Source organism: Oceanobacillus sp. M65 (assembly GCF_052246275.1).
GTDB classification, from domain to species: Bacteria; Bacillota; Bacilli; order Bacillales; family Amphibacillaceae; genus Oceanobacillus_B; species Oceanobacillus_B jordanicus.
The window spans coordinates 370507-397051 of record NZ_JBQQCJ010000003.1 but is presented as its reverse complement, the minus strand read 5'-3'; the positions used below and the strand labels follow the sequence as shown (position 1 = coordinate 397051).

The following is a 26545-nucleotide window of genomic DNA, read 5'->3' as shown; positions in this document are numbered from 1 at the left end:
GGAGTTTTGTTCTGTCTTAAGATTCTGTAGCGACAGTAGGTTTATTTAATATCCCTTCTGTTTCCTTTTCTGGACCTTTTGGTTCTGGATTGTTAGTCGAAGTTTGCACCCGTTTAATGAAGAATGCCAATACAAACGCCAAAATTGCAATAAAAGTTGATACCAGGAAGCTGAAATTAATTCCACTTAGCATAGACTGATTTAATATATCAGCTTGTACTTCTGCAGCAGCTTGTTGAGAGGCTAAAGTACTTGGATCGACCGCTGCACTTAACTCTGTTGCTTTTGTCTCCGTGCGATTATTCATCACTGTAATTAATAAGGCTGAGCCAATCGCACCAGAAACCTGTTGCAAGGTATTATTCATCGCAGTTCCATGTGGGTTATCCTTCATCGGCAACTGGTTTAATCCATTTGTCATAATCGGCATCATAACCATGGACATACCGAACATGCGAATAGTATAGATTAACATGATGGTTCCGTAACTGGTATCCAAACTAAGTCTGCTGAAAGAATAGGTTGTTGCAATGGTAATTGATAATCCTATCAGTGCTAATAAGCGTGCTCCATATTTATCAAATAATCTACCTGTAATCGGCGACATAATTCCCATTAAAATAGCACCAGGAAGCATGAGTAAACCTGAATCCATCGGAGAGATGCCTCGGATGGTTTGAATGTATATTGGCATTAGAATCATGCCGGAAAACATTGCGATCGCCAATACAATAGAAATAGTAGAAGATAAGGCAAACATAGGGTATTTGAAAATCCGAAATTCGAGCATAGGATCATCCATGTTTAATTGGCGGATAATTAGACCGATTACGGAAATAGCGCCGATAGCTATGGTGCCATAAACCAAAGGATCATTCCAGCCATTTTCTCCCGCTGTACTGAAACCGTAAAGTAATCCACCAAAACCTAGACTTGATAGAATAATAGACAGGATATCAAGTTTGATATTCCGCTGTGGTGTAATGTTTTTTAGTTTGAAAATACTGTATAAAAGCGTAAAGATAGCAAAAGGTAGAACGATATCAAATAAAGTTCTCCAGCTATAATGCTCGATGACCCATCCGGACAAAGTTGGACCAATAGCAGGCGCTACGATCATAACTAGGCCAAACGTTCCCATTGCAGCTCCTCGTTTTTCCACGGGAAACGCTGTAAGCATCACATTCATTAATAATGGCATCATTACAGCAGAGCCAGAAGCCTGGATCATTCGGGCAGCAAGTAATACACCGAAAGATGGTGCGAGACTTGCAGTCAATGTTCCAATTGTAAAAAGCGTCATAGCTGTGATAAATAAACTTTTATTCGTAAACCGCTGAATAAAAAAGGCACTTGCTGGAATTAGTATTCCGTTAATCAGCATGTAACCAGTAGACAACCATTGAACGGCAGTCGCTTTCACTTCGAATTCTTCCATAATAGAAGGTAGTGCAACATTCAGCAATGTCTCATTTAATATAGACACAAAAGCACCAATGAACAATATAGCAATCATTCCATAAGGTGGTTTTTCATGTAGTTTGTTTATTTCCAATCATGATTCCTTCTTTCCTCTTAGATAATATTTATATATTTTATACCGGTAGTTCAAATAAATCAATAAGAAAAAAAGTTTTTTACAAAAATACTACAATGTAAGTGGTTAAAGTGGATGTTATAAGTTGTACTCTGATTATAAAAAGATGTAGATAGCTTGCGTAATTCGGCAATATTTTTTTGGTTGAAGCATTCTAGTTGGTTTAGGTTTATTCGAAAGAAGGAATTATAAAGGATATAATACTTAATAATGGAGGCTGTATATGAAAGGTTTAATTCGCAAGCTTGTTAAGTACGGACCAATTATTTATCCGATGGTAAGAAAATATATGAATAAACGAAAAGGCAAGTCATACAAAAGATAATAGATGAAGTGGGATAGCTGGCGAAAAGCCAGCTTCTTTTTTTGCACGTTAGGAGAGTATAAAATTTCAGCAAGGAAGTAAAGCCGACGCAGTGAAAATTTTGAAGGTCCAAGTATAAGAAAAACTTTCACATTGGCTAAAGGACGAGCAAATGCGAGTTTTTCTAACAGGAAGGAAATTGTAGGGGGCGTATTGAATGGAGTATAAATAGAGGATGGAAGGTGAAAAAGCTTGGAAAAAATTTTGGAGCAATTAAACATCGGCACAATTTTAGATTTCCAAAGAATAACAGGTGGAAGGGACAGTGTTGTCTATAAAGTTAAAACCATGAATGAAAAGCGTTATGCTGTTCGCATACTTCCACAAGAAAGAGTAGATCAGTTCAGACAGGAGGAGCACTTAATTAATATTGCGCACGAGAACGGTATCCCTGTACCATTCGTACATCAGGTAATGGAAGTGAAGAAATATGCTGTCATGGTGATGGAATGGGGGAGAGGGAGGACAGTATTACAAGAACTATTGGACAACCCGAATAATGCTACAGAGCTTGGAATGGATTTTGGAAGAATGCAGCGTCGGTTGCACGATGTTATGCCATCTGAAATGGGGAAATCAGAGTGGCTTGCGCCAAAATCCGAAAGAGAAAAGAAACTCTACGAAAAAGCACGTTCTGCCAACGAGACAAAGATCTGTTTTTTACACATGGACTACCATCCATTAAATGTACTTGCGGAAAATAGTAAAATAACAGGGGTGCTTGATTGGATGAATGCCTCATCTGGCGATTATAGATATGATCTTGCTCGAACGTATTCTATTTTAAGTGTAGAGGAAGCGAGACAATATCTCGGTATAGATCATGCTTTAGTAAAAAGATTTAGAGAAGCTTGGTTAGATGGATATTACAGTATTAGTAAAGGAAGGGAAGAGTTAGACTTGTACATACATTGGGCAAACGATAGACTAGTCAGGGAAATGACGGTTAATTAACTATGTGAGCGTTGAGTTTAAAGTTATACAGTATAGGAGGAATTTTGGATGAAGTTAGGAAAAATAAATCATTTGCTTTTTTCTGTATCAAACCTAGAAAGATCGATCTCATTTTACGAAAAAGTTTTTGATGCTACATTACTTGTGAAGGGAAGAAGTACAGCGTATTTTGATTTAGATGGATTATGGTTGGCATTAAATGTAGAAGAGGATATACCTCGTAATGAAATTCAGCAATCATACACACATATAGCTTTTACAATAGAGGATGAGGAATACGAAGTTCTTTATAATCGTCTGAGGGAGTTAAAGGTGAATATTCTATCAGGTAGACAAAGAGACGAACGTGATAAGAAATCTATTTATTTTGCAGACCCTGATGGACATAAATTTGAGTTTCATACAGGCACTTTGGAAGACCGGATGGATTATTACAGAGAGGAGAAATCGCATATGGAGTTCTTTTAAAAAATGAAGTGCGGGACTTCTTACAAAATAATCCATTGAAGTCCTGCGCTTTTATCCCACGTAAGGAAGGTGTGGTTAATCTTAGTTATGGTTAAGATTCAGCGAAGTTTATGACGAGTTCCCAGGAATAAGAAAAGCTTGCACATTCGCTAACAAGCGAATGCGAGTTTTCTAATTTTAACTTTTGTTGTTGAATAAGTAATCCATGATCGCTTCAAATGCTTGCACATTATCTGTAATTAAAAACACAGGTAAAAGCATCATAACGAAAGCAACAGTCAGGTTAGCTACGAAGAATTTAGTAATTCCTCTTACAATCTTTCTCATTATTCTTTGCTCCCTTCTATTGTGAAATCATTATACTCCCATGTTTTATGAAATACAATGATGAAAATCCAGATTCATAGTGTTCTAGGGGGAAAATAAGCATAAAGTAGTATAAAATAAAAACCACTTCTTTTTATAAGAAGTGGTAAATAATTATAGGCCCAGGTTTTCTATTTGATTCATCAGTCCGGTAATATTCTCGATTGTTTGATAAACGTGGGAACCTTGAAGTTGTTCAATTGCAACCTCGCCATTTTTCAAGAGCTCGTTTGTAGCAGTTAGCAACGTTTCACTTTTATTTTTCAGTTCTTGATGAATGTCTTCGGCAAACCCGGGGGCTTCTATACGTATAAAATCTTCAATGGTTGTTTGGAGTGTTTGCACCCGGTTAGCAAGTTCTTCTCCTTCAAGTGAAGTGGATTCTTCTACAAAGCTACTTAAATTGTTTATATAATCCGTCGCTTCTGACACGTAATTAATTGAATCATTGGTCTCTTCTAGAAAAGAACAACCAGAAAGTAGGATGATACATACTGCCAATATGGGTATAACCACAAGTCTTTTCATGTTTTTTCTCCTTTCGCCTGTAGAGGCAAGAACTGTAGTACGCTCCATTACTTCATACTAGCTAACCTTAATACGTTGATTGTATAAGAAATGTTTCAGTTAAAATAACCTTAAGTCGATTAAAATGAACAATCTAATCGAGTTTGTATCCAGGCATTTATAAATAAGGTAAAAGCGTTAAACTATAATCGGAAATTATGTCTTTCATTCATTATTTTACTTAGAGTGGGAACACTATTTTTAAGGTTTTAACTCCAACATAAGATGAGGATGGATACAGATGAGAAAAAGATTATTTGCTCTAATTACAGTTGCTGTTATGGTAACGCTAACTTGGTTAGCTGCTCCAGCTTCTGCTTCGTATCACGACAGTGAAGCGTGGAATATGGAGGTAAAGAAGGATCATCACGATAAGGAAAGCCTAGAAAAATACAAGCCGCTAATATTAATTGAAGCGAAAGAGCTTGGTATAGAAACAGAGGGGAAAGAGCTTAAGGAGCTTGCAAAAGAGGTCTTTGAGAAGAGAATCTCAACCATGGCTGAAGAGATGGGTATAAGTATAGAAGGAAAAGGAATAAAAGAGCTTAAAAATGAAATACACCACCAAAAGGTTATGGATAAAGCTAAAGAATTAAATATTGAGACGGACGGAAAAGAAGCAAAGGAACTTGCAAAAGAAGTATATAAAGAAATGCTGCTGAAAAAAGCAGAAAAACTAGGGATTGAGACAGAAGGGAAAGAAATAAAAGAGCTGAAGAAAGCCGTTTTTTCTCAATCGGTCAAAAATGAAGCAACAGAATTAGGAATTCAAACGGAGAATAAGGACACGCATGAACTCAAGAACGAAATAAGAGAACAAAAAATTTATGATACAGCAACAGAACTTAATTTAGATGTCAAAGATAAAAGCGCAGAGCAGCTGCTTCAGGAGATTATTTCCGATCGTGCTGCAGAGGCTAAGGAACGCAAGCTTTTTCCATTTGGAGATAAGCCAGACATGTACCACCATTAAAACTGCAAAGCACCTTGTATAGAACAAGGTGCTTTGCAAGTTATTTGTTATTATACGTACCCAGAAGGTGCAGGGAATACAAAACAAGCACCTAAAGAGTTCTTAGATGTTGGTTACGATGATGGAGACTAATACAAAAAAGGCCCCAATTCTTACAAATGCTAAACGTTTCTTCATTTTTATTGCTCCAATCTTTGTTGTTTTATAGGATAAATCGCACTATTCATAGCCGACTTCACATTTTATGCTAGTATAAAATGTATATAACCAAAATTTCACATTCGTAAACATAATGTTTTTTTCTTCTCCCTAGGCTGTGTTAACATGTGTCACGTTGCAATTCTCGTTTGCTGTAAACGATTTGCGCGTTTACAGCAGTATAAAAGAGGATAGAAGCCTTTTAGGAGATATAATATAGAAAGAAGGAATAACTTTATGGTAAACGACCAAGGAACAAATCAGCCGCCTGGGGAATCTTTTAATAAGGTACCTTTGTTGATTGTGCTGATATCGGGAGCTTTTGTAGCTATTTTAAATCAAACATTACTTGCTACGGCGCTTCCGCACATTATGGAAGATTTAGATCTAAATGCAAACACAGCACAGTGGCTGCAATCTATTTTTATGCTTGTAAACGGTATTATGATCCCTATTACAGCATTTTTAATTGAACGTTTTACGACAAGAGGATTATTTCTTACAGCGATGGGAGTATTTGCATTAGGCACAGTCATTTGTGCTATTGCTCCAAATTTCGGTTTTTTGATGGTAGGAAGAGTTGCACAAGCTGCTGGCGCAGGGATTATTATGCCATTAATGCAGACCATATTGTTCTTGATCTTTCCGCTTGAAAAACGTGGAGCTGCTATGGGTATGTTTGGCCTAATTATTGCATTTGCTCCTGCTATTGGCCCAACACTATCAGGATGGCTTGTAGAACACTTCCCTTGGAGAAGCCTGTTTTATGTTATCTTACCAATTGTGATAATTGATATTATCGTTGCATATTTTATTCTTAAGAACATTACAAAACAGACTTTCCCTAAATTAGATGTATTGTCCATCATCCTCTCAACACTTGGATTTGGTGGATTGTTATTTGGGTTTAGTACTGCAGGTAATAGCGGCTGGGGAAGTGTCCAGGTTATAGTATCGATGATTGTCGGGGCAGTGGCCTTAGTTTGGTTTATTCGTAGACAGTTAAAGCTAGAGAAGCCTATTCTAGAATTCCGCATCTTCAAATATAAAATTTTCACTCTCACAACAATTCTGGGCATGGTTGTATTTGTGGCCATGATCGGTGGAGCGGTAATTTTACCATTACTCATGCAGACTATGCTAGGGTTTACAGCTTTTGAATCTGGTCTTATGCTATTACCAGGTGCGCTTCTAATGGGAATCATGAACCCCATAACTGGTCGTATTTTTGATAAATTTGGTGCAAGATGGCTCGCAATTATTGGTCTAACCATCCTTGTTATTACGACCTTTATGTTTACAAACTTGGATGCACAGACTACTTTCTTGTATCTGTCTGTTGTCAATGTGTTTAGGATGATTGGGGTTGCCATGGTAATGATGCCTGTAACAACTGCTGGTTTAAATCAGCTTCCTTCTAACTTGATTCCGCATGGCACTGCGATGAACAATACAATGAGACAGGTATCTGGTGCGGTTGGGACTGCATTACTTGTTACAGTGATGACCACGACAGCAATGCCTGAGCAAGGTGTTGATGGCATGATTCATGGAGTAAATGTATCCTTTGTCGTGGCAGGGATAACAGCGATTATCGGACTCGTTTTATCCTTTTTCCTTAAAGGATCTCGACCTGAAGGAGAAGGGAAGAAAATTAAAATAGGAAGCTAACGTGTTACATTTTTTACTAGGCTAGTAAGAAGGGCATATGTAGGTGAAGAGGATTTATACTGTATGCCTCGTGGTACGTATGTGTCCAAGGAAGGTGTAACAAAAAAACTACTTGCGGAGAGAGTGTGAGGTCATTTTTGCCGGTTGAAATGGGCATTTATTTGACCGCGAAGCACTTCTTCCCGCAAGTCTTTTTTTCTTTTTTCCCGCATCATGTCTTTTTTAATTTCACTTGTTTGGACGCCTTCCTCGCGTTTGTCGGCAATTTTCATGAGGAGTTCTATATCAGCAAAGGAATATTTTCTTGTTCCTCGCTTTGTTCTATCAGGGAAAATCAGCCCCCGCTCTTCGTAATAGCGTATTTTACGCTCAGATAATCCCGTTAATTCATTTACAATCCCGATGGTGATTACCTTTTTGTCTTTATAAGAAGCCAAGATATCAACCTCCCCTGTTTCATAGTATACATGATTCAATTGGTTTTTCTACTGCTTTTAAGTTAAGTGTGTTAGGAAAGCTTACATAAGATAATAATATACAGCCATAGCGTAAAATGTACGAGAAACTACCTTAAATAGGTAGCACCTCGTACGTTTATCGCTGGTAATACTTATACATTTTTTCTAGTTCGCTTAGTGTGTGTGCTGAGGGAGCTTTTTTCTTATTTTTAAATGCATCTATTTCTACTAGTTTTTGGATGTAATACTGCTTCACTTCTTCAACAGCCTCACGTAGCTGATTTTTCATGAGCATTGTTTGACACCTCCATGACTAGAATGATTCGTCCTACATGACTGTTAAACTCATAATAGCGACTACTCAGATTCAAGTTAATTAAGTAGGATATACCAAGATTAGGCGATATCTCTAAAAATGTCATTTAACGTGTAAGAATATCTAACAAAAAATTCAAAAAACAGGTAATTAGATGTCAGCTTTCCTCTTCATTAGGAATTTAGTCTTACTTTTAAATGGGGTACGCAATCATTGTATGATATGAAGTAACAGTTTGAATGTGCGCTAAGGTAGGAATTTGCCAATGTTATCTAGAAATAGATAGGGAGAATAATTTTAGGAGGTTTAATTGATGGCAACAATAGATGATTTCATGAGATTAGATGTAAGGATTGGAACAGTTGTAAAAGCAGAAGCTTTCACGGAAGCGCGAAAGCCGGCGATTAAATTGGAAGTAGACTTTGGTGAGCTTGGCATAAAACAATCCTCCGCACAAATAACAAGACGTTATGACCCGCAAGAACTTGTAGGTCGACAGGTAACTGCAGTGGTTAATTTTCCACCAATGCGGGTTGCCGGTTATAAATCTGAGGTTCTAGTTTTGGGAGGAGTACAAGAGGATGGGGATGTCGTCTTACTGCGCCCTGATGAAACGCTCCCAAATGGCACGAAGGTTTCCTAATGAGAAAAGGCAAGGAACGGATTGTACAGGATGTTATTGTTTCATGGAGTGGGGGAAAGGACAGCGCGATTGCTTTACATTCATTACAGCAGTCGTCTGATTTTCGAGTGGTAGGCTTGTTGTCCACTTATTCTGAAAAAAGTGGCAGACTTCCAATACATGAAGTGTTAAAGGAAATGCTTTATGCCCAAGCTTCTTCCTTAAACCTCCCACTCTATGGAATAGAGATGCCTGACAGTGTGACAAATAAAGCGTATGAGAGCATTATGGGAGAGCAGTTTGAAAAGTTCATTAGTGAGGGGATAAGGGCAATTGCCTATGCTGATCTATTTCTTGAAGATATAAAGGCATATCGAGAGCGGCTTCTTAAGCAGCACGGGATGAAGGGAGTATTTCCCTTGTGGGAGGAAGATACAGCAAGTGTTTCAGGGCAATTTATTGAAGATGGGTTTAAGGCTATCGTAACAACTGTTGATACAGAAGTATTGCCAGCGAATACGGCGGGCCGAATGTTCAATTATCAGTTTCTAGAAGACCTACCATTACATGTAGATCCTTGTGGGGAGAATGGAGAGTTTCATACATTCGTCTGTGATGGTCCCAACTTCCAACACGGCTTACCAATTACAAAAGGGGCACATTTCCAAACGTTTGAAGGAAAATTTGCGCATGCAGAAATTATATTGAAATCGTGACTTGAAATAGAAAGGTTTTTCGAATGCGTTTAGGTTGGTCTTTTTTATACTGTGGCTATAATGCTCAATCTTTTTGTAACATAGTTGTAACCTTTTCCTTGTGATTCCGACTAAGTAGAAAAGCATACTTATTGGAATGGGGGGATTAGGAGTGAAGAAGGCGATTTGGTTTTTGCTAGGGGTAATGGTGTTTTTAACAGCGTGTAGTAATGAGCAAGAAAATATTGGGGAATCAAGTGAAGATTTTGCAATGGATTCTGTAGAGGAATCGATGGATGAAGCAGAAAAACAGGGTACCGAATTTTCTGAGACAGAAAACAATGAGGCAACGGAATCGGGTGGACAAGAGGCAGCGGAAGTTGAAACGAAAGAAGTAGAGGTAGAAGAAAGGAAAATCATTTATACAGCTAATTTAAGGCTAGAAGTAAAAGAATATCAACAAGCTGTAGATGAAATAGAGTCCCAAGTGGCTGACTTTAATGGGTATATTGTAGATTCCTCCACTTATGGTTCGTCGGAAGAAAGTTCGACTAGTGGCCATATTACAGCACGCATTCCACAAGAACGATTTCGGGAGTTTATTCAGCTTGTGGAGGAAGGAGCTGGCAAGCTGCTTGAAAGCAATGTCTCAGGTCAGGATGTAACAGAAGAATACGTTGATTTAGAATCACGCTTAAAATCGAAGCGAGTTGTAGAAGAACGACTTTTATCCTTTATGGAAAAAGCAGAAAAAACAGAGGACTTACTCACCATCTCGAGTGATTTAGCGAAAGTTCAAGAAGAAATTGAACAGGTTACAGGCAGGATGAATTATTTACGAAACAAAGCTGACCTTGCTACGGTACAAATTGACATAGAAGAAAATAACGTTAACATTACGGGCATGAGTGAAGATGATCTAAACACATGGGAAAGAACCAAACAGCAATTTTTAAAAAGCATTAATACCATTTTAGCGGTGCTATCTGGATTGTTTGTCTTTATAGCAGGGAATCTGCCAATCCTTATTCCGCTAGGGGTTATTGCACTGGTAGTTTGGTTAGTAGTAAAAAGAAAGAGGAGCACAATTAAAAAAGAGGATAAAGATAACTTGGTTTAGTATGCTTTGCCAAAATTCGAGTAAGGGGCTTCTTTTTGTAGCCGGTTATGTATTCCTCCTCAGAATTAAAGAAAAAAACTGCCACTTTCGTTTTCAAAGTAGTAGTTTTTTTCTTTATGTAAGGTTCTGTTAAAGTTTAATGTTGATATTATATAAAAAAATAGAACTTCCAAATATATGGAGGTTCTATTTCGTAATATAGTCTTTTTATTCAACTAAAGCCCCCCGTTAGAATAAGAATATTACTTCACATACTTTGTTGATTTCACATATTAATTTACAGGTATGTTCCCGACAGCCGCATACTGAAAAAACTGCTGATAAGCAGGGCAAAATTTTTCTTTGAGAAACTGCCCTTTTTCGTTTTAATCTTCCTTAAAGAATTGTTCCCTTCCGGAAGAAATCCATTGTTCTAAATTTTCGTCTGATTGTTTCACGAGTCTGTTTACTAGTACATCATGCCAAATATAGTCCTCTAATAAGTGAATGTGAATCGGATCATCAGTATAAAAGGCAATTTCTCTTTCGTTTGAGGATGGTCCATAAATCATTTCTTTTGAATCAATGGAGAGAATAAACCAATGATCACTGTTCGCTGATTCTGTATAAGGTGTAATACGATGTTTTTCTAATGTTGCGCACGGAGAATCCACATGGAACGTAATACCTTGTATTTTTACATGATTATTTACTTTTTTTAGCTCGTTTTCCAATGTTTCGTACATATCTGACCAAAATGAAATGACAATTCTCTTTTCTGCTTTTTTAATTAATTCCTTACAATAATTTAGAATTGCAGTTTGATTTTTAATCGTAAAAACTTTATTATCTTCACTTTTTTGTTGTTTAAGCTCTAGCTCTCTAAGCCCGCTATCGATAGTACGATATGTCTCTTCCCATTCCGCTTGTGACTTTTGCAGAAAAATTTCAACTGGTAATGGTGAATAAATCATCGATTTTTCAAATTCCTCTTTTAATACAATTCCCTTTTCAACAAGACTTTCTAATGTGTCATAAATACGTGCGCGCGGGATACCCGAAATTTTACTCACTTTATAAGCAGTTGATGTTCCATTTTGTACGAGAGTTGTATAGCTCTTTGATTCATATTCATTAAAACCTAGCTTTTTTAAATGATGAATTATCTCCATATTGAGTCCTCCAAAAGATTCATTACTTTTAGCTTAACGAATATATTTACATTTTACAAACATTTAGGTACTATTTTAGTAGTAACTAATTTTAAAGGGGCGGATTTATGTTTAGATTAGCAACATCATCAGATTTACTTAAAATTTCGCTTATTGTGAAGCAAATTGTAGTTGAAATGTCATCATCTAATAATCGGCAATGGGATGAAACGTATCCTTTACCAGAAGATTTTCTTCAAGATATTAATACCAAATCATTATATGTTTTAGAGGAAGATGCACAATTGAAGGGGGTTATTTCCATTAATGAAGATTTCCCTCCAGAATATAAGGATCTGAACTGGAAATCTGAAGTCTTTCTTGTTATTCATCGGTTAGCCGTAAATCCTGCGAATCGTAAAGAAGGTGTAGGGATGATGCTAATGCAATTTGCTGAACAAGTTGCAAAAGAACGAGGAATCAAGTTTCTTATATCCGATACGTCTGAATTGAATACTGGAATGAACCGATTATTTAGCAAACTTCAGTATAAGAAAGTTGGCCAAATCCAATTAGGTGAAAAGGAATTTAGATTTAATGGTTATGAAAAGGAGATTGATTAACATGAAAAGCTTATTTGAAGTTGGCAATTTAAAATCAAATGGTCACTATGCTTTGGCGACAATTCATCAAGGAACCTGTGTATGTATCAGGACAATTTGCTATTGATCCTGATACAGGTGAAAAGAAATTTGGAACGATTGAAGAAGAAACATTACAAGCGTTGAAAAATGTCGAGTCCATATTAACTGCAGCTGGAAGCAAAAAAGAAAAAATACTGCGTATGTCCTTGTACATCCCTGACGTAGAACTGTGGAATCAAGTAAATGATGTCTATGAGCAATTCTTTGGTTCACATAAGCCTGCAAGGACGGTTGTATTAACGAACGATTTACATTTTGGTTTTAAAATTGAAATTGAAGCAATTGCTTATATTAAATAAGGGAGACGATGAAAATGACCCATTATATTTGTTCAGTATGTAAGGGAACTAATCCGATTCAAGCAACTCGTTGGAAGTGTGAATGTGGCGGCCTACTGAATCTAGTGAAATCAAAAGCAAACTCACAAAACAAATGGACTAGTCACCCATCGATTTGGCGATATGCCTCTTCAGTGGATGCTGGAGAAGATCTAAGAGCCTGGCCATCCGTTACCCTCGGTGAAGGGCAAACGCCTTTACTTGTTTTAGATGAAGCAGAGCCAAATACATTTGTTAAAGTAGAATTTATGATGCCAACACTTTCATTTAAAGATCGTGGCGCTGCAGTAGTAGTAACTCTGGCGAAACAACTAGGTGTGAAAAAAATGATTGCAGACAGCAGTGGAAATGCAGGGACAGCATTTGCTGCTTATAGTGCAAGAGCTGGAATTGAATGTGATGTCTATGTGAGTACAGAAACTTCACCCAAAAAATTAGCACAAATTAAAGCGCATGGAGCAAAGGTTAAAGCCATTAAAGGGACAAGAGAAGATGTGGCAGAAGCAGCTCAATTAGCTGTTGAAGAAGAACAAGTTTTTTATGCCAGTCATGTCTATAATCCATACTTTTATGAAGGAACAAAAACATATGCTTTTGAAATCTTTGAGCAGTTAAAGAAAGCACCTGATACAGTGATGGTTCCAGTCGGAAACGGAACATTAGTATTAGGTGTATATTATGGTTTTAAAGAGCTTTTAGAGGCAAAAAAAATTGACCGTATGCCAAAAATAGTAGCAATTCAAGCTGAAAAGTGCGCACCACTTGCCAAGGCATTTGAAAATCAAGAGATGACAGCAATGCCAGTTATGAATGAAGGAACTTTAGCGGAGGGGATTGCTATTGCAGCACCTGCAAGATCAAAGCAAATATTAGAAGCAATTCGAAAATCTGAAGGTAAGATTATTACAGTTGGCGAAGAAGAAATAATAGAAGCTCGTAAAATACTTGCAAGTAAAGGATTCTATGTAGAAATTACTTCTGCCATTAATTATGCAGGATACTTAGAGTATTCGAAATCTAAAGATGAAGTAATTATAATCCCTCTTTGTGGAGCAGGAATTAAGTCGAATTAAGAGCTGAAGGGAGCTATGAGATTCCCAACACTTGTGGGTAGGACGTGAATACACGCTTTTCATAGAAGAGTAATACCTGATTGATTAGTTGATACACCATAGAAATTAAGTCCTTATTGGAAGTATTAAAAAATGTTCTTATTGAAAGGGAGATATTAACTATGGATCAAAATCATAATGAATGGATTACGAAAATTTCCCCATTAGTTAAAAAATGGCGCCGTGAGTTACATAAAAATGCGGAGGTAGGCTTTTGCGAATATGTAACAACACACTACATCTATGAAAATTTGAAAAACCTTGATTTTGAACTTTTTATTGGTGAAGAGGTACTGCAGCGCGAAGCGAGACTTGATGTACCACCAAAAGAAGAGCTTGTGAAACATGAGAAACGAGCACTTGCGCAAGGTGTACCGGAATCTCTTCTTGAGAGAATGAGTGGTGGCTTTACGGGAATTGTCGCCAGATTGGACACAGGTAAACCAGGAAAGCATTTCGCCCTTCGTTTTGATATTGATGCACTGCCAATTGAAGAGTCTACCGATGTAGCGCATCTCCCCGTTCTGGAAAACTTCCGCTCCCAAAACGACGGGATGATGCATGCATGTGGGCATGATGGGCATACAGCAATAGGACTTGGTATTGCCCATTTATTACATGAGCATCAGCGATTTTTAACTGGATCTTATACACTTTTATTTCAACCGGCTGAAGAAGGGTGTCGTGGAGCAAATGCGATAGTACAGAAAGGATGGCTCGAAAATGTGGACTATTTCTTGAGTGGCCATATCGGTATCCACGATTTACCGGTTGGAACAATTGGATCATTGGTCACAGATATTTTGGCAACAACTAAGATTGACGTAGACCTGATTGGTAAGACTGCTCATGCAGGCATACGTCCGCACGAAGGGAAAAATGCCCTTTTAGCCGGTGTGGCGCTTGTACAAGCATTACATAGTATTGCGCCGCATGGGGATGGTATGACTCGTTTAAATGTAGGCAAATTTTCTGCGGGGACAGGTCGAAATATCGTACCGGGGAACGCTTCTTTACAATTAGAAACACGAGGAGCGAGCACAAAAGAAAACAATTATATGAAGAAAGAAGTATTTGAAAAAATTGATGGAGTTGCCAAAATGTATGGCGTAGAAGCGATATATTCCATTGTAGGAGAAGGAATTTCTGCAACATCAGATCCATCTTGGCATAATACGATTATAGACGCTTCTCAATCAAGTGATTTTGTTACAAATGCAATGAAAGAAATACCATTCAATGCTTCTGAGGACGTGACATTTATGATGAAGCGTGTACAAGAATCAGGTGGTAAATCTGTTTTCATGATCTATGGCACGCCACTTGTTGAAGGGCATCATCATTGTGAGTTTGACTTTAATGAAAATACGCTTTCCGTTGCTTTAAGTGCGCTGATTGAAGTCATTTGGCAACTAAACGAAAAAGCGAATTTGTAAGAATGAGTGAGCTACGATTGAAACATTAAACCTAAAGTCCACTGTTGGGACTATGCTAAAATGTGTAGTAATAAATGCCGAAAACAAAAAGGTGATACTTAAAGAAGATCATTACCATCTATATGATAATCCTTACAAACAAAATAAAAACCATCATAGAAAATGGTGGTTTTTATTTTGTAAAACTTCTACTATCACTTCTTCAACTAAACTGCTCCGTTAGTTGAAGAAGACGCAAATTTAGTTAATCTAATTGTATCATAATTTTCCGAATTTTGTATTAGTTCTCCCCGAATAATTAAGTCGTTCATAGTTACTTCATTTCTTTGATGTTGAATGCTTTCTAACAACTGAAACCAAGCAAGGTAATTGTTCGGATACTTAGTGACAACATCGTTAAATCGTTGAATCCACGCCTTAAGTCTATGATGGTAATTGTTAATGTTTTGAATGTGGTATAGCCCTTTTGTTCGAACCTATCCATCTAATTTGAATTGGTAAATATCCATACCTTTTCGGCAGCATAGGTCTTAAAGACACGCCAAGAATCACTACATAATATATTCTCACTTGATAGTTTATGACCGATAGCTTTATCCAATTGCTCTTTTGTAATCTTCCCATTCCTAATACTTGCGAAACAGTCATCTTGTCACGGTCCCTTGCAACTAATACACATACTTGTTCATTGCTGATACCACGTTTATTGGCAGAACCACCACGCTTACGTGATTTTCTATCTTTAATCTTTCATTGCCCTTTTTCAGAGTATAGGAAATAGGTCTCGTCCATTTCAACGATACCTTCGAAGTTTGGGATTTCTATCTGCTTTAATGATGCTAAGAGCTTATGTCTCCAGTAGAACAAAGTGACGTGAGTAACATTACAAACTAATTCAGCAGATTTCCGCAAAGAATAGCCCTCTATCATACACTCGATAAATTTTATCCATTAGTGGAGACGACGACTTCGATATAGGGCTGTATTTGTAAGGTCAGTAAATGTCTTTTTACACGCCTTACAGCGATAGCGTTGATTTTTCACTTCTTCTCCGTCAACGATAGTCGAATATTTTCCAAAACGGACGATATGCTCTGACTCACAATCTGGACAACGATAACCATTCTTATTTTTACGCTCAGATATTTCTTGAAGAACAGTTCCTGTCGAAGATGATGCAGTAAGTGTATCAATTAAATACTTTCGTAATTGATGTTTCTCTGCTGGATTTAGTTTTTAGATGGCTTTTAGTATATCGGTTGCTCTCACGGTCATCACCAACTTCTATAATGTTACAGCTATTATAGAACGTATGACCTGTTCGGTCGATTATCAACAACTACCTTTAACAGAGCCTTATGTAAAAATAAAAATCCTTTAAGCGATAAAGTGAAACTTCAATCAATGGGATTATATTTATTACTTCCAGGCAATTTTTTTATTACATTCCAGGCTTCAATTCACTTTTCACGTCCTTTACCTTGATTTTTCGGATCAGCAAAAAAGTCCCGAATAAATAGATTGTATTCAAATTGAGGTGCAATTTCTTTTTTGTACAAAGGGTTTTTCTTCCGTTCTTCTTCCTCGTACCAAGCGTTTATTACATCGCGATATGTTTTACCGACATTGTTTTTAAAAAAGTTTTGTATATAGGTAGAAAAATGGAATTTTGGGATTACTGTCTTAAAAAATGCTCTTACATCCTGACTACAACGATGGTCTGCTGAAATTACTGTATCGGGGCTTAAATTTACTTGAAGTATTTTCTTTTTAACAGCTTTTGTTTTCTTAATGGGTTTACTTATCTCTCCTGTTTGAAGAAATAATTCAATTCTATTGGAGATTTCTAATTTGGAGCCGGAAGAACTTATTCCGTTTTCTCTACAGAAAGACTGTAATTCTTCCTTTAACCAATAGTATGCTTGAAAGTTTACTATACTAAGATCTTTAGTGAGGTTGGGTCTCACCACAAACACCTCCACATTCGTTTTCTATGATTATAGAACAATTGTTCCTGTTTGGCAAAGCAAGATAATAGCCTTCCAATGGTTGCCCTTACAGTATTCTTGGAGAGACTTTTTGTGTTAGGATTATAATCACTACTAAATGTTGATGCAGACTACAAGAAAGTATATAAAGGGATGGAAGAAAACAAAGGTGATATTTACCAATATAGAAAGGGTGCAACAAAATGGCAGAATTGAAATTTGAAATAGTGGAAACAATTGCCGTCTTATCCGAATCGCCAAAGGGTTGGACGAAGGAACTAAATCTAATTAGTTGGAACGGAAGAGACCCTAAATATGACATAAGAGATTGGTCTCCAGACAAAGAAAAGATGGGGAAAGGCGTGACACTAACAGAGGAAGAACTTACTTCTTTAAAGAAGGCTTTAGAAATAAGGTAATATTATAATTAGATTTTTAATAGGGAGTGGTAGGATGATTTCTAATAAGCCAGCGGGTTTCTGGATAAGATTTCTAGCTGATTTTATTGATGGTATGCTTATACTTTTACTTGCAACAGTAATTGCTTTTCTGATAGGTGACGATACATTCTGGAGTTCTTGGAGTAGCACTGACGAGACAACTTCACAGTCTATAGCTAATTTTTTATATGGTATTATTTTTATCATTATTTTTACTGGGAGCAAATTTATGGGCTCCCCCGGGAAGTTAACGTGTAAAATAAAAGTAGTGAATGTTGATGGCACGCAGATAAGTATGCTAAAGTCCATTGGAAGATACCTGTGTTATTTCATTTCTGCTTTACCACTAGGGATTGGATTTATGATAGCAGGGTGGAATGAAGAGAAGAAAGCACTACATGATATGATTTGCAAGACACGTGTTGTATACCGAAATGAGTAAAGTCTCCTTGTGGGGGCTTTTTTCATTTCGGATGGATTATGGTACACTGAGGAATAGTAACAATTATTCGATTATTAAGTTTATGTTTATAGGAGTGATGGGAAAATGGGGTTTTTGGAAGCGCTTAAGGAGATAATTCCTACTGAAAGAGTTTCAACAAACGAAACAATTTTGCAACAACACAGTTCGGATGAGTCGTATCATACGCCTCATTTACCTGATGTAGTTCTTTATCCAGAGAATACAGAGGAAGTGAGCCAAATTGTTAAATTGGCGGACGAATGGGAAGTTCCTGTTGTTTCTTATGGCCTTGGGACTAGTTTAGAAGGTAGTATGATTCCGCATAATGGTGGAATTATGATTGATTTTACAGTGATGAATAAAATAATTGAAGTGCGACCAGAGGACTTCCTTGTGAAAATACAGCCTGGCGTGACAAGAACACAATTGGAAAAAGAGTTGCGTAAGTATGGGCTGTTTTTCCCTGTAGATCCTGGGGCGGATGCAACGCTCGGAGGCATGGCAGCAACCAATGCAAGTGGCACAACTTCTGTGAAGTATGGGATTATGCGTGATAATGTACGTGACTTAGAAGTCGTCCTCCCTAATGGGAACGTTATTCATACAGGGAATTTGGCTGCAAAATCATCTTCTGGCTATCATTTGAATGGGTTATTTGTTGGTTCAGAGGGCACATTAGGCTGCTTTACCGAGCTGACATTAAAAGTACATGGGATACCTGAACATAACATGGCGGGTAGAGCGGCATTTGATACAATCGATCATGCAGTGGAAGCAGTGATTAATGTCCTGCAAGCTGGTATCCCTGTAGCGAGAGTCGAATTGGTAGATGAACAATCAATGCGGCAAATCAATGCATTTAGTGATACGGACTACAAAGAAGTACCAACCTTGTTTTTTGAGTTTCATGGAAATGAAGCCGGTTTAGAACAGGATGTTGTTTTTACGAAGGAAATTATAGAAGATTGTAATTGTAGAGAGTTTGCATTTGAGTCAGACACAGCAGGCAGAAATCGACTTTGGGAAGCAAGGCATAATGCAGCCTATGCATATCTTCACGGTAACCCTGGGAAAAAGCAGATGGTTACAGATGTTTGTTTACCTATATCCGAATTGGCAGGCGCGATAAAGGATGCTAGAGAAGCAGTTGATTCATCAGGTTTATTAGGTGGAATTGTCGGACATGTAGGTGATGGAAACTATCACATTCTTCTAATGGTAGATACAGAGAATCCAGAAGATATAAAAAAGGCGAATGTAGTAAATGAACGTATTGTTCAATATGCACTTACAAGAGGTGGAACGTGTACCGGGGAGCATGGCGTAGGAATCGGCAAACAAAAATATCAGCGTCAAGAGCATGGTGGAGCACTTGATGTAATGCAGGCAATCAAAGCCACAATCGATCCGAAGGGGCTCTTTAATCCGGGGAAGGTTGTTGACATTAAGTCATAGTTTTTATGGAAGTTGGTATTGAGACTTGCACAACTTTTAGTCTGTGGGTGAATCAACCAAGTCATAGAGCGTTTCAATCTAACTTGTGCCGCAATCAACGAAAGACGCTACCTATGCATTAACCGAAATAGCGCTATAATAAAAAGGCTGATACAGAAACTAATCTGTACCAGCCTTTTAAAGTTATTATTTTACTGCACTTGTTTCGTTTACTTTTTCGACCCAGCCGAAAGGATCGTGTTCACGGCCATATTGAATACCTGTTAACGTTTCATAAAGTGATTTTGCAACTTTGCCTGTTTTCCCTCCGTTTATAAAGAGATCTTTATCATCCCAGCTAAGCTGGCCAATTGGTGAGATTACTGCTGCTGTTCCTGTGCCAAAGGCTTCCTCTAATGTACCGTTCACATATGCTTCATGTAGTTCATCAAGAGAAATTTTCTTCTCAATTACTGGGATATCCCAATGTTTCAATAATTGAATTACAGAATTTCGAGTAACACCTTCAAGGATACTTCCGTTCAATTCAGGGGTAATGACTTCTCCATTCACCTTGAAGAATACATTCATGCTTCCAACTTCTTCAATATACTTTTTCTCCACACCATCAAGCCAAAGCACCTGTGTGAATCCCTTTTGTGCACAAAGTTCCTGTGCTTTCAGGCTAGCTGCATAATTACCACCGGTCTTCGCCTCACCTGTGCCTCCTTTAACAGCGCGCACATATTGGTTTTCCACAGCGATTTTAACAGGGTTTATGCCTTCTTTGTAATACGCGCCAACTGGTGAAAGAATAACAATTAGTTTGTATTGATGAGAGGGAGCTACCCCGATAAACGGTTCTGTTGAAATGATAAATGGTCTGATGTAAAGAGATGTTCCATCTGATGTTGGAATCCATTCTCGTTCAAGAAACACGAGTTGCTTTATAGCATCTAACACAAATGCTTCATCAACTGGTGGGATGCAGAGACGGTCATTGGAACGGTTTAGCCGTTGTAAATTCTTGTCAGGCCGAAAAAGCTGAATATCTCCCTCTGGTGTATAGTAGGCTTTTAAGCCTTCAAATACAGATTGCCCATAATGAAAGGTCATTGCTGAAGGATCAATTGTTAATGGCTCATATGGCACAATACGTGGATCATGCCAACCAACTGGTTCTGAATAATCCATGATAAACATGTGATCTGTGAAGAGTCTTCCAAACTCTAATTGATCTGTTTTCGGCTTATTTTTCTTTGTTTTGCTATGATGTACTTCGACTGTCCATTCTTCCATGTCACTATCCCCTTGTGGTGAAAATTTTAATTTCAATAATAAGCCATATTCAGGATAAACGCAACCCTAAATTGTCAGTTTTTTCTGGCTTATGTTTTTGTTGTATAATTTAAGTAGTCTATGTAGAGAGAAAAGGAGTGATTGGGTGTTAAAAGCGATACTGTTTGATTTGGATGATACATTGATTTGGGATGAAAAAAGTGTCAAGGTGGCTTTTGAGACAACCTGCCAGCTGGCTGAAGAGCAGTATGGCATCCAGGCAGACGATTTTGAGGGAAAAGTCCGTGAGATTGCAAGAAGGCAATACGCAACCTATGATACATATTCCTTCACTCAAATGATTGGTATTAATCCATTTGAAGGGTTATGGGCCCAATTTCAAGATCAAGGGGAAGAGTTTGCCAAATTAAGAGAGTTGGCACCAGGTTATCAGCAGAAGGTTTGGACAAAAGCGTTGGAAGCGTTTGGGGTGAAAGATACTGCGTTTGGCTCAAAGCTTGCAGAGGCTTTCCCTGAGGCTCGTATAGCGAATGCTTTTGTGTTTGAGCAAACCTTTGAAGTTCTAGACAAGCTTAATCCTCATTATTCCTTGTTGTTATTGACGAATGGTTCTCCTGACCTTCAACATACAAAGCTTTCTCTTACACCAGAGCTAAAACGGTATTTTGACCATATTGTCGTTTCAGGTGCTTTTGGAAAAGGGAAACCAGATCAAGCTATTTTTGAACATGCATTGGATTTATTGTCAGTGAGTCGAGAAGAAGTAGTAATGGTAGGAGATAATTTAAAAACAGATATTCTAGGTGCATCTAGAGCGGGCATTCAATCTATTTGGATTAATCATCATAGCAAGAAGCCAGCAGACGTACAACCCTCATTCGAAATCACGGATTTAGGGGAACTAGCTCCTTTAATTAAACAACTTGAAGGAAAAAAAGAGGCTTAGTAAAAAATAAGGAAGAATACGGGACAAAAGTATCTGAAGAGGTCTGAACATAAAAAAAGGTTTATTCAAAAGACGGATGATAGCTAGAATAAGCGTAAGAAATATACGGAGACTCCTATGGGAGGAAGGCCTAGGCGAGACCCCGGAAGCGGAGCATCCGGAGGCTCACCAGCCACCCATGGAAAGCGGAGTATATTTCTGAAGCGGTTTTTCAAAGGCCAATCTTTCGGATTTATCTTTTGCGTCTGTTTTAGTGTCTATTTATAGGTCAATAGCTGTCGCTTGGTAAATTTCTTCTAATTGTTTTAATGCTTCCAACTCTTTTGTTTCAAGATGCTTGTCGACTGTTAGCATCATGACTGCATCTCCACCAACATCAGCACGGTCAACCTGCATCGTAGCGATATTAATATTATATTGGGCAAGCAAGGAGCCCATCTTTCCGATTACGCCAGGAATGTCACGATGGTGGATAACCAGGATGTGGCCTTTTGGTGTAACATCTACACTATAGTCATCTACCATCACAATACGGGGGCCAAGCCCATTTAAAAGCGTACCGGCAACCCGGCGCTTTTCAGATTTTGTAACGATTTCTACGGTTAGCAAATTCGTAAATCCTTTTGTCGTCGATGTTTTATTTTCATGTATTCGAATCCCGCGTTTTTCTGCTAAATATAATGCGTTAACGTCATTAACATGTTCTCCAAGATGTCTCGTCAGAAGTCCTTTTATGGTATTTCGGGTAATGGGAGCCGTTTCAACGGCAGCCAATTCACCAGAATAATAGATATTCACTTCTTCGATAACTTCTCGTGCTAGATGTATGAGAAAGGTACCTAGATTTTCTGCTAGGTTGAAATATGGTTCTATTTGATTTAGCACTTCTTTTGGGACAGATGGCAGGTTAACCGGATTTTGCACAATACCCCCTGTTAGAAAGCGAATGACATCCTGGCAAACATCCACGGCAACATTCTCTTGTGCTTCTACAGTACTTGCTCCAAGATGTGGGGTAGCAAAAACTTCTGAGAGTTCCAATAGTTTATTGTCATGAAAAGGCTCTTCTTCAAATACATCAAGTGCAGCACCGGCTACTTTTCCACTTACGATAGCTTCATAAAGTGCAGATTCATCAATAATTCCACCTCGTGCACAATTGATGATTTGAACCCCTGGCTTCATTTGTTCAAATGCCTCCTCGTTTAATAAGTGCTTTGTTTCTTTTAGGAGGGGGGTATGCAAGGTAATAAAGTCAGCTTCTTTTAATACATCCTGTACGGTTCCGTACCCTATTCCGAGGTGATCTGCTTTTTCTTTTGTTAGAAAAGGATCATAAGCCATTATATTCATACGCTGGCCCTTTGCCCGATAGGCTACCTCCGCACCAATTCTACCTAAGCCAATAATCCCTAGTGTTTTGTTTTTTAGTTCAACCCCAACATATTTTTTTCGGTCCCATTGCTGGTGTTTAAGCGAGTAGTATGCTTGAGGGATTTTTCGCGAAAGAGCCATCAGCATTGCCATCGTGTGCTCTGCTGCTGAATTTGTGTTGCCATTCGGTGCGTTGACAACAATGATTCCTCGTTCTGTTGCTGCATTTAAATCAATGTTATCCACACCAACTCCAGCACGGCCAATAATCTTAAGGTTTTCTGCTGCTTCTATCAGCTTGCGGGTCACCTGCGTTTGGCTCCTTACCAATAATGCATCTACCTTGCTGATTTTCTTCAAAAGTGCTTCTGGTGTCAGGTCTGTTGCTAGCTCATAGTGTATACCATCCTGCTGGTTAAGCACTTGTATCCCTTCTTCACTGAGGGGGTCTGAGATTAATACATTAAACGCCATGTTAGCACCTCCAGGTTTCTCTAGGCTAAATATGTTTTTTGAGCTGCTGCTATTCCTCTTCCAAGCTCAACTGTTTTCCCAATTCGAATAAGTGCCATTTCGATTAGACTAATCGTTTGCAGGACATCTGCAGGGGAACAATAGCCCATATGGCCGATGCGGAATATTTTCCCTTTGAGTTGATGCTGTCCACCTGCAATGCTTACCTTAAATTCTTCGTTTAATATCTTTCTAAATTCTTCTGCTTTAAAATCAGTCGGCTTCACTGCTGTTACAGTTGGGGATGCTGCCTCATCAGTGGTGAGCAACTCAATATGATGGGCCTTAAATGCCGATCGAGTCATTTGCATCATTAGCCTATGTCTTCCAAAAACATTTTCTAATCCCTCCGTCTCTAATAGCCGCAAAACCTGTTCGAGGCCAAATAAAAGGGACAGTGCTGGTGTAAAAGGAGTCGTGTCGTTTTTTATACTGTCACGGTATCGCTTGAGATCAAGGTAAAAGCGAGGTGTATTATTTTCTTCTATGCGATTCCATGCACGTTCACTTGCTGCTACAAAGGCTAATCCGGCTGGAAGCATAAAAGCTTTTTGGGACCCTGTTACTAAAATGTCGATTCCCCAATTATCCATCTCCACAGGTACAGCACCAACGCAGGATACGCCATCTACAATAATTAGCGCATCTGAATGATGTCGTACCACTGTAGCAATCTCTTTAACCGGATTGAGAACACCTGTAGAAGTCTCACAATAGGTAGAAAATACTCCTTTCAAATCAGGATGTGCCTGTAAGTATGTTTCAACATCTTTTGGGTTAATTGCTTCTCCCCATTTTGTATCAAGGCGGTGTACATGTATGCCATATGCCTGACAAATCTTAGTGAAGCGATCACCAAACGATCCAGAAACGAGAACTAACACTTCATCACCGGGTTCTACGGAATTGACTACAGCCATTTCTAGTGCTGCAGTACCGCTTCCAGTAAGAATGAGTACATCTTCTTTTGTACCAAAGATGGGGTTAAGGCGGGGTTTCAGCTGTTTGATTAGCGATTTTGCCTCTTGATCACGGTGGCCGATCATTGGTTTCCCCATTGCAAGCTGTACACTTGGTGGAATGGGACTTGGCCCAGGTATCCTTAAAAATTGCTGGTCTGCTAGCATTTCCTATCTCTCCCTTGCAATCCTGAAATCCGAACAATAGGTTGGTTTTCTTATTATATCTTTCGTAAATATTTTTCAGCATAGCAGAACTATGATGATTGTCAATAAATTTAAGCAATTTAAAAAATATTTTACTTTATTTATTTAAAGTGATGGATCTAATAAGAAAAAAGTAAGTTCGTAAATTGAGGTCATTTTACGTTAATAATTAAAATAATGAAGTAATTTTCTAAAAACACCTTGCTTTTTAAAAGATTTGGATATAGAATAATTTTTAAAATTCTTTTTGAAGGAGGTTCAGTGATGGTCACATTTGTAGCATCAATCTTGTTACTACTAGTAGGTTATTTCATATACGGGAAGGTGGTAGAACGAATTTTTGGCATCAACGATAGACAACGTACACCAGCCTATTCCAAACAGGACGGCTTGGATTATATGCCAATGAGCTGGTGGAAGGCAATCCTTATTCAACTTCTGAACATCGCTGGAACCGGTCCTATTTTCGGTGCAATTCTTGGAGCGCTTTATGGTCCTGTTGCCTTTATCTGGATTGTAGTTGGATCTATTTTTGCAGGAGCAGTTCATGATTACTTTTCAGGTATGCTGTCACTACGTCATGGAGGTGCACAGTTTCCAAATATAGTTGGAAAATACTTAGGAAAATATGCGAAATCATTTATAACCGTCTTATCTATTTTATTAATGATTTTGGTTGCGGCAGCCTTTACAGCAGCGCCAGCACAGCTGATTTCACAGTTGACACCACTTAGTTTTATGGCATGCCTCGTTATTGTATTTGCTTATTTCTTATTAGCAACGGTGCTACCGGTAAATAAAATAATTGGTAAGATTTATCCTATTTTTGGCGGGATATTAATCTTTATGGCGGTCTCGATTGGGATTGGTATCTTCTTTTTTGATAACCCAGTTCCGAATCTAACTTTGCAAAATATGCATCCTGGTGAGTTGCCAATCTGGCCTCTGTTAATGGTAACTATATCATGCGGAGCGATTTCTGGGTTTCATAGTACCCAGAGTCCAATTCTCGCCAGGACTCTTAAGAAAGAGAGTGAAGGGAGAAAAGTTTTCTATGGTGCCATGATTAGTGAAGGTGTCATTGCACTTGTCTGGGCTGCAGCAGGAATGGCCTTTTTCAATGGAACCACAGGCTTACAGGAAGCATTGAATGCAGGTGGCCCATCAGCAGTCGTAAATGAAATTAGCATCTCTACACTTGGAGCATTTGGAGGGATTCTGGCTGTGCTGGGGGTAATTATTTTACCTATCACAACTGGAGATACAGCACTTCGCTCTTCCAGAATGATGCTGGGCGAATTAATAAATCAAATTACTAAGAAAGAAATGACAGGAAAGAAAACGGTGGCCTTACTTGTTATTCCTGTCGCTATTCCAGCATTTTTACTATCAACCATTGATTATAGTTTCCTATGGCGCTATGTTGGCTGGTCAAATCAGGTCGTGGCAACGTTTATGCTTTGGACTGGAGCTATGTACTTGCTGAAAAATGATAAGTTCCATTGGATTTGTAGTGTTCCTGCACTATTTATGACAGGGGTTGTCAGCACATATATTTTCTACGCCCCGGAAGGATTCCAAATGGATTACGTTGTTTCTATGATTATTGGGGGAGCTATATGGACAGTTGTCCTTATCTGGTTTATTAGGAAACTTTTGAAGCAAAAGACAAGGAAAGACATGCGTACAGCTTATGCTAGCTAAGGTTGTGAGGAAAAAATCTAAACAGATTTGGTTGTTGATATCGAATATAAAAACCGTGGATCTTATTAGGTCCATGGTTTTTGTTACGTAAAGGAGATTTTTTAAATTAATGTTTCGTAAAATTTTCTA

Annotated in this window: 25 protein-coding genes and 2 pseudogenes; 16 read left to right on the top strand and 11 right to left on the bottom strand. The window is 38.2% G+C overall.

Features of this window, described 5'->3' with window-relative positions:
* Positions 1-16: 16 nt before the first annotated feature.
* Positions 17-1516: a DHA2 family efflux MFS transporter permease subunit gene (locus ACTWPF_RS14140; protein WP_443149646.1), complete on the bottom strand. Its 1500-nt coding sequence runs from the start codon at positions 1514-1516 to the stop codon at positions 17-19.
* Between the two features lie 637 nt (positions 1517-2153).
* Here ACTWPF_RS14140 and ACTWPF_RS14135 point away from each other — a divergent pair.
* Complete coding sequence (locus tag ACTWPF_RS14135; protein ID WP_443149511.1) at positions 2154-2915, top strand: phosphotransferase family protein; 762 nt, start codon at positions 2154-2156, stop codon at positions 2913-2915.
* Between the two features lie 48 nt (positions 2916-2963).
* Positions 2964-3383 (top strand): FosM family fosfomycin resistance protein, encoded by a 420-nt coding sequence (gene fosM, locus ACTWPF_RS14130; protein WP_106896146.1) that lies wholly within the window; start codon positions 2964-2966, stop codon positions 3381-3383.
* A 177-nt stretch (positions 3384-3560) separates the two neighbouring features.
* Here fosM and ACTWPF_RS14125 read toward each other — a convergent pair whose 3' ends face one another.
* Both ACTWPF_RS14125 and ACTWPF_RS14120 read right to left on the bottom strand, forming a co-directional pair.
* On the bottom strand, positions 3561-3710 hold the full coding sequence (locus ACTWPF_RS14125) for a hypothetical protein (RefSeq protein ID WP_159033222.1): 150 nt from the start codon (positions 3708-3710) through the stop codon (positions 3561-3563).
* A 153-nt stretch (positions 3711-3863) separates the two neighbouring features.
* The gene (locus ACTWPF_RS14120) at positions 3864-4277 is read right to left on the bottom strand and encodes a DUF6376 family protein (RefSeq protein WP_443149510.1); all 414 of its coding nucleotides are present in this window, start codon (positions 4275-4277) and stop codon (positions 3864-3866) included.
* 280 nt (positions 4278-4557) lie between these two features.
* On the opposite strand from ACTWPF_RS14120, the gene ACTWPF_RS14115 reads away from it, so the two are divergent.
* A complete protein-coding gene (locus tag ACTWPF_RS14115; protein ID WP_106896148.1) occupies positions 4558-5289 on the top strand; it encodes a hypothetical protein in 732 nt (243 codons plus the stop codon).
* Positions 5290-5724: 435 nt separating this feature from the next.
* Positions 5725-7158 carry an MDR family MFS transporter gene (locus tag ACTWPF_RS14110; RefSeq protein ID WP_106896149.1) on the top strand — a complete coding sequence of 478 codons (1434 nt, stop codon included), beginning with the start codon at positions 5725-5727 and terminating at the stop codon, positions 7156-7158.
* 131 nt (positions 7159-7289) lie between these two features.
* Here ACTWPF_RS14110 and ACTWPF_RS14105 read toward each other — a convergent pair whose 3' ends face one another.
* Entirely contained in the window at positions 7290-7595 is a 306-nt protein-coding gene (locus ACTWPF_RS14105) for a MerR family transcriptional regulator (protein ID WP_443149509.1), read from the bottom strand.
* 157 nt (positions 7596-7752) lie between these two features.
* Complete coding sequence (fbpA, locus tag ACTWPF_RS14100; protein ID WP_081779371.1) at positions 7753-7911, bottom strand: Fur-regulated basic protein FbpA; 159 nt, start codon at positions 7909-7911, stop codon at positions 7753-7755.
* A 334-nt stretch (positions 7912-8245) separates the two neighbouring features.
* On the opposite strand from fbpA, the gene csaA reads away from it, so the two are divergent.
* From csaA to ACTWPF_RS14085, 3 genes are all read left to right on the top strand, one after another.
* Positions 8246-8575, top strand: a complete 330-nt coding sequence (csaA, locus tag ACTWPF_RS14095) for a chaperone CsaA (protein ID WP_443149508.1) — start codon at positions 8246-8248, stop codon at positions 8573-8575.
* A complete protein-coding gene (locus ACTWPF_RS14090; protein WP_443149507.1) occupies positions 8575-9270 on the top strand; it encodes a hypothetical protein in 696 nt (231 codons plus the stop codon). The genes csaA and ACTWPF_RS14090 overlap by 1 nt, the downstream gene beginning before the upstream one ends.
* A gap of 151 nt (positions 9271-9421) precedes the next feature.
* Positions 9422-10369, top strand: a complete 948-nt coding sequence (locus tag ACTWPF_RS14085; RefSeq protein ID WP_443149506.1) for a DUF4349 domain-containing protein — start codon at positions 9422-9424, stop codon at positions 10367-10369.
* Between the two features lie 365 nt (positions 10370-10734).
* Here ACTWPF_RS14085 and ACTWPF_RS14080 read toward each other — a convergent pair whose 3' ends face one another.
* Complete coding sequence (locus ACTWPF_RS14080; RefSeq protein WP_443149505.1) at positions 10735-11520, bottom strand: TrmB family transcriptional regulator; 786 nt, start codon at positions 11518-11520, stop codon at positions 10735-10737.
* Between the two features lie 107 nt (positions 11521-11627).
* On the opposite strand from ACTWPF_RS14080, the gene ACTWPF_RS14075 reads away from it, so the two are divergent.
* The 4 genes and pseudogenes from ACTWPF_RS14075 to ACTWPF_RS14060 all read left to right on the top strand — a co-directional run bounded on the left by ACTWPF_RS14075 (position 11628) and on the right by ACTWPF_RS14060 (position 15089).
* The gene (locus ACTWPF_RS14075) at positions 11628-12122 is read left to right on the top strand and encodes a GNAT family N-acetyltransferase (RefSeq protein WP_443149504.1); all 495 of its coding nucleotides are present in this window, start codon (positions 11628-11630) and stop codon (positions 12120-12122) included.
* A 1-nt stretch (position 12123) separates the two neighbouring features.
* Positions 12124-12502: pseudogene (locus tag ACTWPF_RS14070) on the top strand (RidA family protein).
* 14 nt (positions 12503-12516) lie between these two features.
* A complete protein-coding gene (locus tag ACTWPF_RS14065) occupies positions 12517-13614 on the top strand; it encodes a threonine synthase (RefSeq protein ID WP_443149503.1) in 1098 nt (365 codons plus the stop codon).
* Positions 13615-13775: 161 nt separating this feature from the next.
* Positions 13776-15089 carry an amidohydrolase gene (locus ACTWPF_RS14060; RefSeq protein WP_443149502.1) on the top strand — a complete coding sequence of 438 codons (1314 nt, stop codon included), beginning with the start codon at positions 13776-13778 and terminating at the stop codon, positions 15087-15089.
* 206 nt (positions 15090-15295) lie between these two features.
* Here ACTWPF_RS14060 and ACTWPF_RS14055 read toward each other — a convergent pair.
* Positions 15296-16364 (bottom strand): annotated as a pseudogene (locus ACTWPF_RS14055) (IS1595 family transposase).
* 185 nt (positions 16365-16549) lie between these two features.
* Positions 16550-17056 carry a DUF6434 domain-containing protein gene (locus ACTWPF_RS14050; RefSeq protein ID WP_443149501.1) on the bottom strand — a complete coding sequence of 169 codons (507 nt, stop codon included), beginning with the start codon at positions 17054-17056 and terminating at the stop codon, positions 16550-16552.
* A gap of 224 nt (positions 17057-17280) precedes the next feature.
* Between ACTWPF_RS14050 and ACTWPF_RS14045 the strand changes: the two genes are divergently transcribed.
* The 3 genes from ACTWPF_RS14045 to ACTWPF_RS14035 all read left to right on the top strand — a co-directional run bounded on the left by ACTWPF_RS14045 (position 17281) and on the right by ACTWPF_RS14035 (position 19435).
* The gene (locus ACTWPF_RS14045; RefSeq protein WP_443149500.1) at positions 17281-17496 is read left to right on the top strand and encodes a YdbC family protein; all 216 of its coding nucleotides are present in this window, start codon (positions 17281-17283) and stop codon (positions 17494-17496) included.
* A 34-nt stretch (positions 17497-17530) separates the two neighbouring features.
* Positions 17531-17959: an RDD family protein gene (locus ACTWPF_RS14040; RefSeq protein ID WP_443149499.1), complete on the top strand. Its 429-nt coding sequence runs from the start codon at positions 17531-17533 to the stop codon at positions 17957-17959.
* 105 nt (positions 17960-18064) lie between these two features.
* The gene (locus ACTWPF_RS14035; RefSeq protein ID WP_443149498.1) at positions 18065-19435 is read left to right on the top strand and encodes an FAD-binding oxidoreductase; all 1371 of its coding nucleotides are present in this window, start codon (positions 18065-18067) and stop codon (positions 19433-19435) included.
* Between the two features lie 186 nt (positions 19436-19621).
* Here the strand turns inward: ACTWPF_RS14035 and ACTWPF_RS14030 are convergent, their stop codons facing one another.
* Complete coding sequence (locus ACTWPF_RS14030) at positions 19622-20713, bottom strand: branched-chain amino acid aminotransferase (protein WP_443149497.1); 1092 nt, start codon at positions 20711-20713, stop codon at positions 19622-19624.
* 145 nt (positions 20714-20858) lie between these two features.
* Here ACTWPF_RS14030 and ACTWPF_RS14025 point away from each other — a divergent pair, with 145 nt between their 5' ends.
* The gene (locus ACTWPF_RS14025) at positions 20859-21659 is read left to right on the top strand and encodes an HAD family hydrolase (RefSeq protein ID WP_443149496.1); all 801 of its coding nucleotides are present in this window, start codon (positions 20859-20861) and stop codon (positions 21657-21659) included.
* Between the two features lie 261 nt (positions 21660-21920).
* Here the strand turns inward: ACTWPF_RS14025 and serA are convergent, their stop codons facing one another.
* Positions 21921-23507 (bottom strand): phosphoglycerate dehydrogenase, encoded by a 1587-nt coding sequence (serA, locus tag ACTWPF_RS14020; protein ID WP_443149495.1) that lies wholly within the window; start codon positions 23505-23507, stop codon positions 21921-21923.
* A gap of 20 nt (positions 23508-23527) precedes the next feature.
* Positions 23528-24673: a pyridoxal-phosphate-dependent aminotransferase family protein gene (locus tag ACTWPF_RS14015; RefSeq protein ID WP_238018731.1), complete on the bottom strand. Its 1146-nt coding sequence runs from the start codon at positions 24671-24673 to the stop codon at positions 23528-23530.
* Between the two features lie 303 nt (positions 24674-24976).
* Between ACTWPF_RS14015 and ACTWPF_RS14010 the strand changes: the two genes are divergently transcribed.
* Positions 24977-26416: a carbon starvation CstA family protein gene (locus ACTWPF_RS14010; protein ID WP_443149494.1), complete on the top strand. Its 1440-nt coding sequence runs from the start codon at positions 24977-24979 to the stop codon at positions 26414-26416.
* Positions 26417-26545 lie beyond the last annotated feature (129 nt).

What these genes read in the sequence shown, in the direction of transcription:
- ACTWPF_RS14040 (WP_443149499.1), top strand. Translation starts at nt 17,531, where the DNA reads ATGATTTCTAATAAGCCAGCGGGTTTCTGGATAAGATTTCTAGCTGAT.
- ACTWPF_RS14010 (WP_443149494.1), top strand. Translation starts at nt 24,977, where the DNA reads ATGGTCACATTTGTAGCATCAATCTTGTTACTACTAGTAGGTTATTTC.
- ACTWPF_RS14125 (WP_159033222.1), bottom strand. Translation starts at nt 3,710, where the DNA reads ATGAGAAAGATTGTAAGAGGAATTACTAAATTCTTCGTAGCTAACCTG.
- ACTWPF_RS14140 (WP_443149646.1), bottom strand. Translation starts at nt 1,516, where the DNA reads ATGATTGCTATATTGTTCATTGGTGCTTTTGTGTCTATATTAAATGAG.
- ACTWPF_RS14080 (WP_443149505.1), bottom strand. Translation starts at nt 11,520, where the DNA reads ATGGAGATAATTCATCATTTAAAAAAGCTAGGTTTTAATGAATATGAA.
- ACTWPF_RS14060 (WP_443149502.1), top strand. Translation starts at nt 13,776, where the DNA reads ATGGATCAAAATCATAATGAATGGATTACGAAAATTTCCCCATTAGTT.
- ACTWPF_RS14075 (WP_443149504.1), top strand. Translation starts at nt 11,628, where the DNA reads ATGTTTAGATTAGCAACATCATCAGATTTACTTAAAATTTCGCTTATT.
- fosM (WP_106896146.1), top strand. Translation starts at nt 2,964, where the DNA reads ATGAAGTTAGGAAAAATAAATCATTTGCTTTTTTCTGTATCAAACCTA.
- ACTWPF_RS14030 (WP_443149497.1), bottom strand. Translation starts at nt 20,713, where the DNA reads ATGGAAGAATGGACAGTCGAAGTACATCATAGCAAAACAAAGAAAAAT.
- ACTWPF_RS14115 (WP_106896148.1), top strand. Translation starts at nt 4,558, where the DNA reads ATGAGAAAAAGATTATTTGCTCTAATTACAGTTGCTGTTATGGTAACG.
- fbpA (WP_081779371.1), bottom strand. Translation starts at nt 7,911, where the DNA reads ATGCTCATGAAAAATCAGCTACGTGAGGCTGTTGAAGAAGTGAAGCAG.
- ACTWPF_RS14015 (WP_238018731.1), bottom strand. Translation starts at nt 24,673, where the DNA reads ATGCTAGCAGACCAGCAATTTTTAAGGATACCTGGGCCAAGTCCCATT.
- ACTWPF_RS14045 (WP_443149500.1), top strand. Translation starts at nt 17,281, where the DNA reads ATGGCAGAATTGAAATTTGAAATAGTGGAAACAATTGCCGTCTTATCC.
- ACTWPF_RS14110 (WP_106896149.1), top strand. Translation starts at nt 5,725, where the DNA reads ATGGTAAACGACCAAGGAACAAATCAGCCGCCTGGGGAATCTTTTAAT.
- serA (WP_443149495.1), bottom strand. Translation starts at nt 23,507, where the DNA reads ATGGCGTTTAATGTATTAATCTCAGACCCCCTCAGTGAAGAAGGGATA.
- csaA (WP_443149508.1), top strand. Translation starts at nt 8,246, where the DNA reads ATGGCAACAATAGATGATTTCATGAGATTAGATGTAAGGATTGGAACA.
- ACTWPF_RS14120 (WP_443149510.1), bottom strand. Translation starts at nt 4,277, where the DNA reads ATGAAAAGACTTGTGGTTATACCCATATTGGCAGTATGTATCATCCTA.
- ACTWPF_RS14065 (WP_443149503.1), top strand. Translation starts at nt 12,517, where the DNA reads ATGACCCATTATATTTGTTCAGTATGTAAGGGAACTAATCCGATTCAA.
- ACTWPF_RS14090 (WP_443149507.1), top strand. Translation starts at nt 8,575, where the DNA reads ATGAGAAAAGGCAAGGAACGGATTGTACAGGATGTTATTGTTTCATGG.
- ACTWPF_RS14035 (WP_443149498.1), top strand. Translation starts at nt 18,065, where the DNA reads ATGGGGTTTTTGGAAGCGCTTAAGGAGATAATTCCTACTGAAAGAGTT.